This is a genomic window from Devosia sp., assembly GCF_024707125.1.
GTDB lineage: Bacteria > Pseudomonadota > Alphaproteobacteria > Rhizobiales > Devosiaceae > Devosia.
This window is the reverse complement of the sequence record NZ_JANQAH010000009.1, coordinates 119734-134126: the sequence shown is the minus strand read 5'-3', so window position 1 is coordinate 134126 and position 14393 is coordinate 119734. Positions and strand designations below refer to the sequence as shown.

At 62.1% G+C, this 14393-nt stretch carries 12 protein-coding genes and 1 pseudogene; 9 read left to right on the top strand and 4 right to left on the bottom strand.

Translation table 11 applies throughout. The features are described from left to right. The first annotated feature begins 7 nt into the window (after positions 1-7). From NVV77_RS10550 to mnhG, 4 genes and pseudogenes are all read left to right on the top strand, one after another. Positions 8-1597 (top strand): monovalent cation/H+ antiporter subunit D, encoded by a 1590-nt coding sequence (locus tag NVV77_RS10550; RefSeq protein WP_295414428.1) that lies wholly within the window; start codon positions 8-10, stop codon positions 1595-1597. Continuing rightward, a complete protein-coding gene (locus tag NVV77_RS10545; RefSeq protein WP_295412795.1) occupies positions 1594-2079 on the top strand; it encodes a Na+/H+ antiporter subunit E in 486 nt (161 codons plus the stop codon). The genes NVV77_RS10550 and NVV77_RS10545 overlap by 4 nt, the downstream gene beginning before the upstream one ends. Further along, positions 2076-2357 (top strand): K+/H+ antiporter subunit F, encoded by a 282-nt coding sequence (locus NVV77_RS10540; protein ID WP_295412792.1) that lies wholly within the window; start codon positions 2076-2078, stop codon positions 2355-2357. The genes NVV77_RS10545 and NVV77_RS10540 overlap by 4 nt, the downstream gene beginning before the upstream one ends. After that, positions 2354-2718 (top strand): annotated as a pseudogene (gene mnhG, locus NVV77_RS10535) (monovalent cation/H(+) antiporter subunit G). The gene NVV77_RS10540 and the pseudogene mnhG overlap by 4 nt, the downstream one beginning before the upstream one ends. On the opposite strand, the gene NVV77_RS10530 reads toward mnhG, so the two are convergent. Both NVV77_RS10530 and NVV77_RS10525 read right to left on the bottom strand, forming a co-directional pair. Beyond that, the gene (locus NVV77_RS10530) at positions 2715-4016 is read right to left on the bottom strand and encodes an FAD-binding oxidoreductase (protein WP_295412789.1); all 1302 of its coding nucleotides are present in this window, start codon (positions 4014-4016) and stop codon (positions 2715-2717) included. The pseudogene mnhG and the gene NVV77_RS10530 sit on opposite strands and share 4 nt — an antisense overlap. Then, entirely contained in the window at positions 4016-5377 is a 1362-nt protein-coding gene (locus tag NVV77_RS10525) for a glutamine synthetase family protein (RefSeq protein WP_295412786.1), read from the bottom strand. Before NVV77_RS10525 ends, NVV77_RS10530 begins: the two co-directional genes overlap by 1 nt. Before the next feature lie 102 nt (positions 5378-5479). Here NVV77_RS10525 and NVV77_RS10520 point away from each other — a divergent pair, with 102 nt between their 5' ends. Both NVV77_RS10520 and NVV77_RS10515 read left to right on the top strand, forming a co-directional pair. After that, on the top strand, positions 5480-6247 hold the full coding sequence (locus tag NVV77_RS10520; protein WP_295412784.1) for a gamma-glutamyl-gamma-aminobutyrate hydrolase family protein: 768 nt from the start codon (positions 5480-5482) through the stop codon (positions 6245-6247). After that, positions 6244-7671 (top strand): aminobutyraldehyde dehydrogenase, encoded by a 1428-nt coding sequence (locus NVV77_RS10515; RefSeq protein WP_295412782.1) that lies wholly within the window; start codon positions 6244-6246, stop codon positions 7669-7671. Before NVV77_RS10520 ends, NVV77_RS10515 begins: the two co-directional genes overlap by 4 nt. On the opposite strand, the gene NVV77_RS10510 is transcribed toward NVV77_RS10515, so the two are convergent. Together NVV77_RS10510 and NVV77_RS10505 are read right to left on the bottom strand one after the other, a co-directional pair. Further along, on the bottom strand, positions 7668-9401 hold the full coding sequence (locus NVV77_RS10510; RefSeq protein ID WP_295412780.1) for a hypothetical protein: 1734 nt from the start codon (positions 9399-9401) through the stop codon (positions 7668-7670). The genes NVV77_RS10515 and NVV77_RS10510 overlap by 4 nt on opposite strands. Before the next feature lie 84 nt (positions 9402-9485). Beyond that, the gene (locus tag NVV77_RS10505) at positions 9486-10901 is read right to left on the bottom strand and encodes an exopolysaccharide biosynthesis polyprenyl glycosylphosphotransferase (protein WP_295412778.1); all 1416 of its coding nucleotides are present in this window, start codon (positions 10899-10901) and stop codon (positions 9486-9488) included. Positions 10902-11084: 183 nt separating this feature from the next. Here NVV77_RS10505 and NVV77_RS10500 point away from each other — a divergent pair, with 183 nt between their 5' ends. The 3 genes from NVV77_RS10500 (at position 11085) to NVV77_RS10490 (ending at position 14146) form a co-directional block, all read left to right on the top strand. Continuing rightward, on the top strand, positions 11085-11750 hold the full coding sequence (locus NVV77_RS10500; protein WP_295412776.1) for a HemK/PrmC family methyltransferase: 666 nt from the start codon (positions 11085-11087) through the stop codon (positions 11748-11750). A gap of 96 nt (positions 11751-11846) precedes the next feature. Beyond that, a complete protein-coding gene (locus tag NVV77_RS10495) occupies positions 11847-13151 on the top strand; it encodes a lipopolysaccharide biosynthesis protein (protein WP_295414426.1) in 1305 nt (434 codons plus the stop codon). After that, entirely contained in the window at positions 13148-14146 is a 999-nt protein-coding gene (locus NVV77_RS10490; protein ID WP_295412773.1) for a glycosyltransferase family 2 protein, read from the top strand. The genes NVV77_RS10495 and NVV77_RS10490 overlap by 4 nt, the downstream gene beginning before the upstream one ends. Positions 14147-14393 lie beyond the last annotated feature (247 nt).

Here is a 14393-nt window from a genome sequence, read left to right as displayed (position 1 = left end):
GACTGGCATGAACCACATCGCCATCCTGCCGATCCTCATTCCCATGGCGGCGATGGTTTTCAACCTGCTCGTGGGCGATGGACGCAGCAATCGCCGCATCATCGGCATCAATATCGGGTTCAGCGTGTTGTTGTTGCTGGTCTCGATCCTGTTGCTGACGGTCCTCGCCCAATCGAGCACGGCTGCCGCTGCGGTCTATCCGCTCGGCAATTGGCCAGTGCCTTTCGGTATTGTCCTCGTCGCCGATCGATTGGCCGCGGTGATGGTTCTCACCACCTCCATCCTGTCGCTGGCCGCGCTCATCTTCGCCTCGGCCCGCTGGCACAGCCGCGGTACCAATTTCTTCCCCCTCTTCCATGCGCTGGTCATGGGGCTCAACGGCGCCTTCCTCACCGGCGACCTTTTCAATCTGTTCGTCTTCTTCGAGCTGCTTTTGGCCGCGTCCTATGGCCTGGCGTTGCATGGCGGTGGACGCAATCGCGTGCGCGCGGCGATGCACTACATCGTCATCAACCTCGTTGCGTCCTTCCTGTTCCTGATCGGCGTGGCGCTGATCTATGGCACCACCGGCACGCTCAACATGGCCGACATTGCCCGCGCCGTGCCGCATATCGCTGCGGATGATCTCGGTCTCTTCGAAGCCGGCGTTGCCGTCCTCGGCATTGCCTTCCTGATCAAGGCTGGCTCCTGGCCGCTGCACTTTTGGCTGCCCAATACCTATTCCTCGGCCGCACCGCCGGTGGCCGCACTCTTTGCGGTCATGACCAAGGTCGGCTTTTACGCCATCCTGCGCCTCTGGACCCTCGTCTTTGCCAATCAGACCGGCCCGGAACTGGCCTTCGGGCAGAACGTGCTCTTCGTTCTCGGCATTGCGACGGTCGCCTATGGCAGCGTCGGTGCCCTCTCGAGCAAGGCCCTTGACCGGCTGGCGAGCTATCTGATCCTCGTTTCGGCCGGCACGCTGCTCCTCGCGGTGGCCTACAACGTGCCGGGGGTCACCACCGGCGCGCTCTACTATGTTGTCGTCGCAACCCTCGCGGCAGGAGCGCTCTTCCTCCTCAAGGATGTCATCGACCAGGTCCTTCCGGCCGAAGCGCAGATCCTTGCCGTGTCGCTCGAATTCTATGGCGACGAGGAAGAGGTGCTCGACGAGGACCAGGAAGTCAGCCGCAGTTTTCCGGCTGCTGCGACCCTTTTGAGCTGGTGCTTCGCCATTGCCGCCCTGGTCATGGCCGGCCTCCCACCGCTCTCGGGTTTCCTCTCGAAATTCGCCATGCTGTCCGCGGCCTTTGGTGCGGACAATGCACCGACGGCCGCCACATGGTGGATCACCGGGGCGCTGATCGTCTCCGGCCTTTTCGTGCTTATCGCCATGGTACGCAACGGCATCAACATCTTCTGGACCTCGCTGCCCGATGATGGGGGCCTGGCGCTGCGCCCGCTCGAGATCGGTCCGATCATGGTGCTGCTGGCGTTATGCGTGCTGATGGCGGTGTTCGCTGGTCCGGCGCTGAGCTACTTTGCCGATACGGCCGCGTTCATCCACGCGCCCCAAAACTATATCGATCTGGTCCTGCCCCAGGAAGACACGCCATGAGACGTCTCCTGCCGCATCCGGTCCTGGCCGGTTTCCTGCTCGTTCTCTGGCTGGTCCTGCAGCAATCGGCGGGCCTGGGACACATCCTCTTCGGTGGCGTGATCGCCATTGCCGTCTCCATGGCCGCGAGTGCCATCATCCCGGAACGCATCACCATTCGGCGACCGCTGAAATTCATCCAACTCATCGTCGTCGCCGGGCTCGACATCATACGCTCGAACCTGGCGGTCATGTCGGTGCTGTTCCATCCGCGCCCCAACCCGACGGCCGGGTTCATCGAGATGGACCTGACCCTCAAAAATCCCTTCGCTTTGGCCATTCTTGCCGTGATCCTGACCGCGACGCCGGGCAGCGCCTGGCTCGAATATGACCGCGAGCGCAGCACCGTTCTCATCCATGTCTTCGATCTCGTTGACGAAGACGCCTGGGTGGCCACGGTCAAGAAGCGCTACGAGGCCCTGTTGCTGGAGATTTTCCCATGAGCGTAGCCATCCTCGAATGGAGCCTGCTGGCAGCCCAGATCATGCTCGGCTTGGGCATGCTGGCAACGCTCTACCGCATGGTCGTCGGCCCCCGCGCGCAGGATCGTATCCTCGCCCTCGACGCGCTCTATGTCGTCGCGCTCTTGCTGCTGATCACGCTTGGTATTCGCACCAATTCGCAGGTCTATTTCGAATTGGCCATGCTCATGGGCCTCTTGGGTTTTGTCGGCACCGTGGCGCTGGCAAAGTTCCTCATGCGCGGCGAGGTGATCGAATGATATCAGATCTGCCGCTCTGGCTCTCGATCCTCGTCTCGGCATTCGTGGTGCTCGGCGCCTTGCTGACCATGGCCGGCTGCTTCGGCCTCATTCGCCTCAAGAGCTTTTACCTGCGCATCCACGGCCCAACCATGGGCACCAGCATGGGGGCGGGCTGATCCTTCTCGCCTCCGCCATCTATTTCACCGTGACGCGCGAGCGGCTGGTGGTGCACGAGCTGGTCATCTTCCTCTTCGTGACGCTGACGACGCCGGTGACACTGATGCTCTTGGCGCGCGCCACCTTGTTCCGCGATCGCGTCGAGGGTAATGCCGGCGTGCCCCAGCGGCCGGAAAAGACCGAGACTTCAGCCTCCCCCTAGAGCCCAAACCGGTCCTTGAACTCGTACCACCACGAGCCGATCGTCGAATATTGCGCGCGGAACAGGCGCCCGCCGGGGAACGGAATCCAGGGCAAGTCGGCAAAGACGGCGAAGCGGGTGAAATCGCCCTTGATGGCTTCGGAGAGAATGCGCCCGAAAAGGTGCGAGCCGGTGACGCCATGGCCCGAATAGCCATGGGCGAAATAGATGCGATTGCCCAGGCGCCCCATCTGCGGCACGCGTGAGAACGAGAGCGCGAAATTGCCGCTCCAGGCGAAGTCCACGCGCTCTCCCTTGAGCTGGGGAAATACCTTTTCCATGTTCGGCCGCAGCTTTGCCACCACGTCCGCCGGGTCGGTGCCGCCATAGACGACGCCGCCGCCAAAGATCAGGCGATAGTCGGCGCTGATGCGGAAATAATCGAGAATGTAGCGCACGTCTTCGACGCACATGCCGGTGGGGAGCAGTGCCTCGGCGCGTTCCCTGCCGAGCGGGGCTGTCGCCATCATCTGGGTCGAAACCGGCATGACGCGGGCGGTGAGCTGGGGCACGACATTGCCCAGATACGCATTGCCGCAGACGACGGCGGTCTTGGCCGTCACCCGGCCAGCGGCGGTCTCCACCACGGCGCTGTCCGCGCTCTGGCTGACCTTGGTCACCGGGGAATGCTCATAAATGACCCCGCCCAGCCCCTCAAATGCCTTGGCTTCGCCGAGCACAAGGTTGAGCGGATGCATATGCGCGCCGGAATGATCGATCATGCCGCCGGCATAGACGTCCGAGCCGATATGCTTGCGGACCGCCTCGCGGTCGAGCAGTTCGTGATCGTCCATGCCATGGCTCTGCCATAGGGCCTTCTTGGCCTCGAGATCGCGCATGTGCTGTTCTGTATAGGCAGCATAGATATTGCCGCGCTTGAGGTCGCACTCGATGCCGTAGCGCGCCACCCAGTCATAGATGATCCCGGCGCCTTCCTGCACGAGACCGCCGACAAAATTGGCTGTCTTTTCGCCATAGCGCTTGCCGATGGTGGCAAGGCTGGCATTGAGCCCGTTGACCACCTGCCCGCCATTGCGCCCCGACGCGCCCCAGCCGACTTCGGCGGCTTCAACGACGACGACCTTCAATCCGCTCTCGGCCAGGTGAATGGCCGTCGACATGCCCGAATAACCGGCGCCGACGACGACGATATCGGCGGTCACCTCGCCTTCGAGTTTCTTTGTCTCACGGATGATGTTGCGCGAAGCTGCATAATAGCTCGGCGGATAGGGCGAATTGGCATTCGGAACTTCGGCCATCACACCACCTCGAGATAGGCCGAGAATTCGAGATCGGTCACCTGCGAGGCAAAGCCGGCGATCTCCTGCCGTTTGCAGGCGACGAACATGGAATGCAGCGTCGTATCGAAAATGCGCGGGATCATGTCGCCGTCTTCAAAGGCGTTGACCGCCGAGGCCCAGTCGGCCGGCAGTTTCGGCAGGCGCTCGGAATAGGCGCGACCCTTGAAAGGTTTTGGCGGTTTGAGGCTATCCTCGATACCGACGAGGGCCGCGCCCAAAATGCCGGCGAGCACGAGATAGGGATTGGCATCGGCCCCGGCAACGCGATGCTCGATGCGGCGCGCCTTGGGATTGCCGCCGGGGATGCGCAGGGCCGTGGTGCGGTTCTCATAGCCCCAGGAAATCGCGCTCGGCGCATGTGTGTCAGGCCGCAGGCGCCGATAGGAATTGAAATGCGGCGCAAAGAGGAGCGTTGATTCCGCCATGCCGGCCAGGAGCCCGCCAACGGCATGCAGCATCACGTCCGAACCGGTCTCGGTGCCGTCATCGAAAACGTTGTTGCCCGCCGCGTCATTGAGGCTGAAATGCACGTGAAAGCCATTGCCCGAACGCATGCCATAGGGTTTTGCCATAAAGGTCGCGACGAGTTTGTGCTTGCGCGCCACGCCCTTGACGATGCGTTTGAACAGCACCGCGTCATCGGCGGCCTTCAATCCGTCGGTGTGCAGCAGATTGATCTCGAACTGGCCGACGCCGTTTTCGGCCACGGCCGTATCGGCCGGCACGTTCTGCTGCTCGCATTGCAGATAAACGTCGCGGAAAAACTCGCCAAAATCCTCCAGCTCGTCGAGCGAGAGAATGGCGTCGGAATCGAGACGTTTTCCCGTATACGGCGAAATCGGCGGTGTGGCTGAATCGGCGTCGGGATCGACGAGATAGAATTCAAGCTCGGTAGCAACCACCGGCTTGAGGCCGATCTCGGAATAGCGCCGCAGCACATGGGCGAGCGCCTGACGCGGATCGCCGAGGAAAGGGGTACGCGTGTCCTGGAACAGCCAGAGCGGGATCATGGCGCTCGGGCGCGTCGTCCAGTTGATCGGCAGGGCGCCGCGGCCGGTCGGGCTACAGATGCCGTCGACGTCGCCGCTCGAATAGACCATGGGATTGCCCACGATATCCTCGCCCCACACGTCCACCCCGACGATGGACAACGGCATGCGGATGCCATTTTCGCCGATCCGTCGGGCCTGGTCGATGGGGATGCGCTTGCCCCGCATGATGCCGTTAAGGTCGCACACAGCCGTGTGCAGCACTTCGATCTGCGGGTTCTGTTCGAGCCAACTTACGATGTCGGTATTCACTGTCGCTTCGATGCTCATGCCTCGTCCGTCGACTTTTGGTGCGTTCCAGCGTTACCCTAGCAGGAGCCTTCACCCGAGGGGAAGGCAGCAAGGCATTTTCGCCGGGGTTGAAAGAAAATCATGCAGCAACGGCCTCTTATCGGCGTCATCGCCTGCGAGCGTCAGGTCGAGGGTGAGCCCGCCCAGGCGGTCAAGCATCGCTATCTCGAGGGTGTCGAGCGGCTCGCCAACGCGGTTCCCGTCATCATCCCGACCAACCAGGCGGAGGCCAATGCGGCCGAAATCGTCGGGCGGCTCGATGCCCTGCTGCTCACCGGCAGCGGCTCCAATATCGAACCTGTCCGCTATGGTTCTTCGGCACCGGCGCAGGCGCCGACCGACCACGGTCGCGATCTCTTCGGCCATGCGCTGATCCGCGCGGCTATCGACGCCGGCAAACCGGTCTTCGGCATCTGCCGCGGCTTGCAGGAAATCAATGTGGCCCTCGGCGGAACCCTTCGCGATCTGCGGGCGGCCGATCTCGCGCAAAAACACCATGCGCCTGCCGAGGCGGATCTCGGCGACACCTTTGGCTATGGTCACAAGGTCGAAGTGGTGGCCGGCAGCATGCTGCAGCGCTTCTCGGGCAGCGAGGCTCTTGAGGTCAACAGCGTCCACTATCAGGCCATCGACCGCTTGGGCGATGGGCTGGCGGTCAACGCCACCGGCCCCGAAGGGGTCATAGAGGCCATTTCCGCAACCGGTACGACGGCGCCGGTCTTTGCCGTGCAGTGGCACCCCGAATGGCGCCCCGAAGGGCGGGCGCATGACCTGGCATTCTGGAACTATCTCGGCGAAGCGGCGCGTGCCGATTATCTGCCGGCGGCTCAGTTGGAGAAAAATGCATGACCGCTTTCGAAACGCGTCTGTTCATCAATGGCGATTTCGTTGCCGGTCAGGGCGCGATGGAAACAGTATTTGAGCCCGCGCTTGGGATCATGCTCGCCCAGGTGGCTTCGGCCAGCCCCGATCAAGTCGATCTCGCTGTCCGTGCGGCACATAAGGCCTTCGCCATCTGGTCCAAAACCACGCCGCGCGAACGCAGCGCGGCCTTGCTGGCTATTGCGGAAAAGATCGAGGCCTCGGCCGAAGCGCTCGGGACAATTGAATCGCGCAATGCCGGCAAGCCGCTGCGCTACGCGCAGGGCGGGGAAATCGGCAATGTCGTCGATGTCTTCCGCTTCTTTGCGACGGCGGTGCGCAATATGCCCGCCCCCGCAGCGGGCAATTACCGCTCGCCCAATCGCCTGAGCCTCGTGCGCCGCGACCCCATCGGGGTAATCGCCCAGATCGCGCCCTGGAACTATCCGCTGCTCATGGCCGCCTGGAAAATCGCACCGGCCATCGCGGCAGGGAATACCGTGGTCATAAAACCCTCGGAACTGACCCCGCTGAGCCTGCTCGCGCTGGGCAAGATTTTCGCCGAGGTGCTGCCGCCCGGCGTCATCAACATCATCTGCGGTAATGGACCCGATGTCGGCCAAAAGCTGATTTCGCATGATCTGGTGCGGATGATCTCGCTGACCGGCGACGTGCGCACCGGTCGTGCCGTGCTGCAAGCCGCTGCTGGGCCGATGATCAAGCGCACCCATCTTGAGCTCGGCGGCAAGGCGCCTGTTATCGTCGCGGCCGATGCCGATCTCGACAAGCTGGTCGAAACCTTGCGTGAGGCGAGCTTTTACAATGCCGGACAGGACTGCACAGCCGCCTGCCGCATCTTTGCCGACAAGAGCATTGCCGAGTCACTGACCGACCGGCTTGAAACCATGGTTGGCTCGCTCGTCTATGGAAAGCCCGAACGCGGTGATGTCGAATTCGGCCCCGTGATCAGTGCGCGGCAGCGCGAGCGCGTGGCGGGGTTTGTCGATCGCGCCAAAAGTAGTGGCGCCGACGTCATGCAAGGCCGCGCCGCGGACCAGGATGGTTTCTTCTTCGCCCCGACGCTCGTCGCCGCGCCCATCGTGGCCGAGATCGTGCAGAAGGAAGTCTTTGGTCCCGTCGTCAGCATCACGCCCTTCGACACCATCCAGACCGCCGTCGATTGGGCCAATGCTTCCGAATATGGCCTTGGCTCTTCGGTCTGGTCCCGCAATGCCGAACAGGCTCTGGCCATGGCCGATGCGCTCGAATATGGCGTCACCTGGCTCAATACCCACGGCGTCATGGCAACGGAAATGCCGCATGGCGGCATGAAGAATTCCGGCTACGGCTCCGACCTCTCCATGCAGTCGCTGCTCGACTACACCCAGATCAGGCACCTGATGTTCGGCTAGGCGGCAGCCCTGGTCGGACCGGGAATATCCGCTGCATCCACGGCAAGATCCGCCAAAGCGAGTAGCGGTTTACACGCTATGAGGTTGTCGCTGTCGAGCGTCAGGATGACCACGTCATAGAGTTCGGCCAGCGCCTGAATGAGGATGCGGACGGATTTGGCACCGGGATCGAGCTGTGCCTGCCGGCCCCAGGGCACGAGAGCGGCTTCGTGCGATCCGCTGCCGTGGATAATGTCCGCAAAGGACGCAAGACCTTGCGAGAGATCGCTGATACCAGCCGCGCGTCCGCGGTGGCGGCTGGCGGCATCCACGAGAACCACGCGCTTGCCTTGCCGCTCATATTGACCGAGCAGCCGGCGCGCCGCAGCGCCCATATCGCCCCGGCAGCGAATGGCCACGATACGGACATCGTCCAACCCTTTGGCGGTCGCCGGGGGTGGGGCTACGGCGGTCTCCTCTTCAGCTACCGGATTGATGGTATCCGGCGCAGGAGGCTCGTCCGCTTCCATGTTGACGTCGGGTGCGTCCGGCGCATCGAGCCAGTTCTCAGCGCTCGCGTCGGCGAACTCCGGCTCTTCGACCGGCGCATAGGCCTGATCGTCTTCCGGCTCGATAGCGAGTTCGGCTTCTTCGATGGCGTCCGATGCCCGTTGACGTGAGCGCAAAAAGGCAAAAAGACCGATCTGGCCAAAAAAGGCGAGGCCGCCCGAAAGGGCCAGAACCAGATCAGTCCGGACTGGACGGGGAAGGGCGGTTACCTTGGGTTCCGGCCGATCGCCAATGGCGCCGGTCGTCACGCTGGCATCGGCCACAACTGGCGTCGTGGCGGCGATAAGCTCGTCGCGTAGCCCGTCTTCGAGGCGACGCGCCGCATCGCGGTCGGCGATGACGAGGCTGGCCAGCTGCTGCATGCCCTCATCGAGGCCGGCAGAAAGCTGATCGATCTCTTCGAGCAGTACGCGCATGCGCGGGTGGTTGGGCAGGAGGTCGACCGCCAGCTTGTCGCGTTCGACTTCGAGCATTGCCAGTTCGTCAATCTGCCGGCCAAGACTGGGCAGGTTTTCGGCATCGAGCGCCAGCATGGCATAATTGCCATCGGCAACAAGGGACTGGATGCGCTGCGCGCGGCTTTCAAGCCTGATCCGGTCTTCCCAGGCTAGGCTCAGCTTTTTCTGCAGCAACTGGGTCTGGTCGTCATTGCCGGGAATACCGGGCGGAATGGTTTCTGGTGCCGCCGATGCCGCTTTTTCCGGCTGGGCCTCGGACAGCGCGGGCGGCAGTCCAGCCAGGGTCACATAGCTTTCCGCGATCGCGGCGACGATGGCCTTTGCCCGCGCCGGCGTTCCGGCTTTGGCCGAAAGTTCAAGCCTGGTGCCACCAGCATCCGGCTTGAGCGTAAGGCGCTTGCTCAACAATGCCGTCGTGTCGAGTACCCCGCTGCCATCGCCGCGCAGTTCGGCGACAATATCGGGTGTCAGCCGGGAAACGACGTCGCCCAGATACTGTTGGTCGGTCAGTTTTGCCGCTTCAAGGGCCGGCTCGCTGCCGACCGGCACACGCAGCGCGAGGCTCGCCTCAAACGTCTGCGGGGTGAACTGAATGGCGGCGAAGGCGATGAACATGAGCACGGCCGTCGCACCAGCCATGCGCGGCAGGCGCGGCGCCAGCGCCACGAGGAACTTGCCCCCTTCAATCAGGGGCGTAGCCTGCTGCATGATTTTGTTGGTCATCGCCATTTCCGTTCGGAAACACGATGACGCAACGTGGTTAATATTCCCCAAATCCACCTGCAAAATGCAAGTGTGACCTCTCGATCAGTGGGCGTTCTGCCGCGTGCGCGGGGAGAAAATGGTCAGGAGCACGATCCAGAAATCGAGCAGGATCGACCAGTTTTCCGCATAGTAGAGATCATGCAGCGTGCGCGCTTCGATCTTGTCCTGCGTAGACGTATCGCCGCGATGGCCATTGACCTGGGCCCAGCCGGTAATGCCGGGCTTGATGCGCTGACGCTGCGCGTAAAGCTCAAATTTCCCCGACAGCTCGTCGTCATGGGAGATGGCATGGGGACGCGGTCCCACAAGGCTCATCTCGCCGCGCAGGACATTGATGAGCTGGGGCAATTCATCGATGCTGGTGCGGCGGATGAAACGGCCGATCGGTGTGATGCGGGGATCATTGACCTGGGCCTGGCGCATGTTGCGGCCGTTCTCCATCACCCGCATGGAGCGGAATTTCAGGATGTAGAAATTCCGGCCATTAAAACCGCGACGCTCTTGGCGGAACAGCGCGGGGCCAGGGCTGGTGAGGCGGATGGTAAGCGCCACCGCGACCAGGAGAGGCGAAAGCAGAAGCAGGGCCAACGCTCCCGCCCCAACGTCGAAGCTTCGCTTGAGGAAGCGGCCGGTGTCGTTCAGTGGGGTGCTCAGCAGGCGCAAGGAATTCACGGAGCCCAAGGGCACGGTGTCGACCAGGCTGATCTTGCCGTTTTGCACGACGCTGCGGGGGTAGAGCAGTACATTGAGTGCATAGGGGCGGCAGGGCGCGACCAGATTGCTCAGGGCCTCGATACTCTCAAGATCGCCGATGAGAAGCACGTGCTGGCAGTTCTTCTCGACGCAGCTTCTGGCAAAGTCGGCGATTATGTCGGGGCCGGGCAAAGGGGACGATAGCCCTTCGGGCAGCGTCAGGCTGGTAACGATTTGACCGCCCTGTTGCCAGATGTGGGGGTCTGCCCTGAGGCGCGCGATCGAGTCCGCGTCGCCAATCAGGCCGAACCGTTCGACTTGCAACTGGCCGCGCGCCAGCATCTTGGCAAGTTGGCGATAGATTGTGACGCGAAGGGCAACGAGCACAATGGGCGAAACAACCAGCCAAGCACCAAAAGTGCGCCCCCATGACAGGCTCCAACGCGATGTCGCAAGCGCGACCAAAAGAGCAAGCGCTGCGGTCGGAATCCAGCTGAATGCCGCGTGCAGGGCGAAGGGCTGGCGCAGGTCGGCAAGCGGAAGGAATTTCTGAGCGGCCTGGCTCGACAGCGCGCCATAGACAAGACCCGTGGTCACGGCAACGCCGATGACCAGCCAGGGCGGATGCACGACGGCGAGGATAAGACTCAGAATCGTGGCGGCCAGTCCTTCGACCAAGGCAATGCCATTGGCCAAAGTGACTCGGCTTGGAAGCTGGATGCGCCGACGGCGCCGCGCTTCAGACTGTGCCACGGGCAGGGTCATGTCGGGAACTGCTGCCTTTCATTCGCGCAATATCTAACATCAAAGGTCTGGCAGTGCTCCAGTTTCGCTTCATTGGGTTAATAGGTTTAAGGGGGATGCAAATTTTAACGATAAGACCACGTTTCGGTTTCGCGCTCGTGCAAATGAAATACACGTTCTGCGAACTAAAGTCGGGGTTCCGGCATGATCAATAATTCTGACAATTTTCATAAATTCTTGTCGATCTCGCTATTGGCAGGTCCAGGTGTCCTCAGGCCGCGTGCGGAGACCGAACTTCTCGGTCGGGTTTGTATCGGATTGCTTGCTGGTTTCGCGGCGCCGCGGGTTGTCGATATGTGTTGCGGGTCAGGAAATCTTGGCCTCGCCATCGCGCATGAGAGGCCGGATGCGCGTGTGTTTCTCAGCGACCTGACGGCAGAAACGGTCGGTCACGCCAGGGACAATGCAAAGCGGCTCGGACTTGAGGAACGCGTGGCCATTGGGCAGGGAGACATGTTTTCCGGGGTCGAGCCTTTGCTGTCAGGCGAAAAGGTGGATCTGGTGGTCTGCAATCCGCCCTATATTTCCACCGGCAAGTTGGCCGGGGAGGCCGCGCATCTGCTCGTGAACGAACCACGAGAGGCCTTTGACGGCGGTGCCTATGGCATTTCGATACACCAACGGCTCATTACCGACACCCCAAGCGTTCTGCGACCAGGGGGCTGGCTTGCCTTCGAATTCGGCCTTGGCCAGGACCGGCAGGTTGCCATGTTGCTCAGGCGCGATGGCCACTATGGCGAAATCCAGTTTTCCAATGATGCCTTGGGCAATCCGCGTGTGGCCTGTGCTCAGCTCACCGCCGTTCCGTGATGCAACAGCACGTTAACGCCATTTCGGCTTCGCGGCGCCTGTGGGAACGTGACTATGCGATAATCCCCGCGAACGGATCCTGAATTGGCTGGTCTCATGCCTGTTTCGTCGCGCCTGCGCGCTTTGTTGCCGATGGGGCTTTCCTACGCGGCCTCGGGGGGCAGCCTGATTGTTTCCAGCGCTGCGCAGCTGTTGACCTTCGCCATTCTGGCACGGTGCCTGGGCGTCGAGGAGTTCAGTATCTTTATCGCCTTGACGGCGATTACGGCTGTTGCGATCCAGATTTGTGGTCTTGGCGCTCAGGAGGCGCTGGTGCGGAGGGTTGCCCGCGAGCCCGCGCTCTATCCACGCTTTCTCGGCCACAACATCCTGATATCGGGAATTAGCGGGTTGGTTCTCGTGGTGCTGGGCGTCGTCATCCTGCCGCAGGTCTTTACCCTCTCGGCCGACCCACTCATCAATCTGACGCTGCTCTTCGTCGTGCTCGTTACCAACATTGTCCTGGCGCGGGTCATTCTGCTGGTTGAGCAGATATTCATCGCCCATTCCAACTTTGCCGCTGCCAATCGCAATGTCATCTTTTTTGCACTCGGCAGGCTGGCCGCAGCGGTGCTGGGCTGCCTCGTCTTTGGCGCCGATACCCTGGCGGAGTGGATAGTCTGGGCATTCGTCGCCCATGCCGCGATCGCCGTTCTCTCCATCCGGTCGGCAAGCCCGCTTGGTCGGCCCAGCTGGGTGTTTCACTGGGATGAGATGCGAAACGGGATACTGTTTTCGACGCCTTTCATCCTGCGTGCCTTGCGGCAAAATGTTGATCTGCTGCTGCTTTCGGCTCTCACCAGTGCAGAAGGAGTGGCAAGCTATGCCGTGGCGCGGCGAATCGTTGATAGCGGCTATCTTTCCGTAGAAGCGCTTAATCGACTGCTTTACCCCGGTTCGGCCGCTGCGACGCGCGATGGCTTGCATCAGGCGCTTGGTCGCTTTCGCAAGGTCTTGGCGGTATCAATCGGCATAGCTGTTGTGGCTGCCCTCGTGCTTGTCTGCGGGGCGCCGCTTCTGCCGCTCCTCTTCGGCGCCGAATATGTTTCCCTGCCCGGCTTTACCCAGATTCTGGCCCCGACCATCGTTCTGATGGCTGCCTGGGCGACCGCGCAGGAGGCGCTCGGCTCGAGCGGCCATCATCTGGAACGCGCCATGATCTTCAATGGCGCCGTGGTCCTGGGTGGGGTGGGCATCGCCCTGGCTACCTGGCTTGAAGGCACAAGCGGGGCTTTCTTCGCCATTTATGCGACCGAACTCGCGACGGCGGTGGCCGCTTGGCTGGTGCTGCTCAGGCTTGCCGACCGGGATCGACACAGCCTGCCCAAAACGGAAACTCTTGCACCGGTGCATTCGAAATGAGCGTTTCGGTTCTGATCAAAACTCTGAACGAGGCGGAGAATATTGCGGCGACCATTGAAAGCGTGCTCGCGGCGATCGGACCCGACGACGAGATTATCGTGGCCGATAGTGGCTCGACCGACGGTACTGTCGAAATTGCGGCACGCTATCGCGTGGCCGTTGTCCGGATAGCCGAGGGGGAAAAGCCGAGCTGCGGTCTGGGGCCACAACTGGCCTTTCAATATAGCAGGGGCGACTACCTCTGCCTGATGGATGGCGACATGCGGTTGGACCGGGAATTTCTCGGAAAGGCGCAGGCCTTTCTCCTCGACAATCCCAAGGTTGCCGGGGTCGGCGGGCATGTCGTGGAAATGAACCTGGAAAACCTCGAATTTGCCCGGCGCAAGTCACGCGGCGGCAAGGAGCTGGCATCCGGTACCGTCGATCGCCTCAATGGCGGCGGGCTTTACCGGCGGACGGCCATTGCCGAGGCGGGCTATCTGTCCGACCGCAACCTGCATGGTTATGAAGAATTCGACCTTGGCGTGCGCCTGCGGGCGCTGGGCTGGTCGCTGCATCGGCTGGACATACCGTTCGTGCAGCATTTCGGCTATCGCATGAACGCCTATGCCCTGCTACTGCGCCGTTGGCGGAGCAAATACCTGCGCGGCGTTGGCGAAGTGTTGCGGGCCGGTCTCGGCAAGAGCCATTGGAACGCTCTCTGGCGCGATATTCGCGAACTCCGTCTTTGGGGCGCGGTCTATGTCGGCCTTGTGTTGTTGTTGGCGATCCTTTGGATCGTGCCCGACAAGGTTCTTGCGATTTGCATCTGCCTCGGAGCGATTGCCGGCGTCGTGCTGGCCATGAGCGCCAAACACCACAGCTTCAAGCTCGGCTTTTACGCGGTTACAGCGTGGCTGTTCATGGCGGCAGCTCTGCCCCTGGGCTTTTTCGCGCCGCGCCGGGACCCCGCGGCCTGGATTGAAAGTCAGGTCGTGCACGATGCGCGCACTTAGCGCCGTCATCTTCTGGCTGGCCGTGCTTGCCCTGCCAGCGCTCGCCCAAACCTGGCCGGCGGTGCGTGAGCAGGGGTTGGAGGTTGCGCCCGGAAGCCCATTGATTTCTCCCAGATTCTGCCGAATGGCACGATTTCGACGGCTCGGCATCTGGTTGTGGCCGGCGGTCGCTTTGCCTTCTCCGACGCGCCGGACGAGCCGACGCGCTTGCTCTGTGCTTCCCTTGCCTGGAGCCCGGCCTCCGGGG

Bases quoted from the DNA above. Each gene is read 5' to 3' on its own strand.
- NVV77_RS10520 (WP_295412784.1), top strand. From the start codon at position 5,480: ATGCAGCAACGGCCTCTTATCGGCGTCATCGCCTGCGAGCGTCAGGTC.
- NVV77_RS10540 (WP_295412792.1), top strand. From the start codon at position 2,076: ATGAGCGTAGCCATCCTCGAATGGAGCCTGCTGGCAGCCCAGATCATG.
- NVV77_RS10495 (WP_295414426.1), top strand. From the start codon at position 11,847: ATGCCTGTTTCGTCGCGCCTGCGCGCTTTGTTGCCGATGGGGCTTTCC.
- NVV77_RS10515 (WP_295412782.1), top strand. From the start codon at position 6,244: ATGACCGCTTTCGAAACGCGTCTGTTCATCAATGGCGATTTCGTTGCC.
- NVV77_RS10550 (WP_295414428.1), top strand. From the start codon at position 8: ATGAACCACATCGCCATCCTGCCGATCCTCATTCCCATGGCGGCGATG.
- NVV77_RS10500 (WP_295412776.1), top strand. From the start codon at position 11,085: ATGATCAATAATTCTGACAATTTTCATAAATTCTTGTCGATCTCGCTA.
- NVV77_RS10525 (WP_295412786.1), bottom strand. From the start codon at position 5,377: ATGAGCATCGAAGCGACAGTGAATACCGACATCGTAAGTTGGCTCGAA.
- NVV77_RS10510 (WP_295412780.1), bottom strand. From the start codon at position 9,401: ATGACCAACAAAATCATGCAGCAGGCTACGCCCCTGATTGAAGGGGGC.
- NVV77_RS10545 (WP_295412795.1), top strand. From the start codon at position 1,594: ATGAGACGTCTCCTGCCGCATCCGGTCCTGGCCGGTTTCCTGCTCGTT.
- NVV77_RS10530 (WP_295412789.1), bottom strand. From the start codon at position 4,016: ATGGCCGAAGTTCCGAATGCCAATTCGCCCTATCCGCCGAGCTATTAT.
- NVV77_RS10490 (WP_295412773.1), top strand. From the start codon at position 13,148: ATGAGCGTTTCGGTTCTGATCAAAACTCTGAACGAGGCGGAGAATATT.
- NVV77_RS10505 (WP_295412778.1), bottom strand. From the start codon at position 10,901: ATGACCCTGCCCGTGGCACAGTCTGAAGCGCGGCGCCGTCGGCGCATC.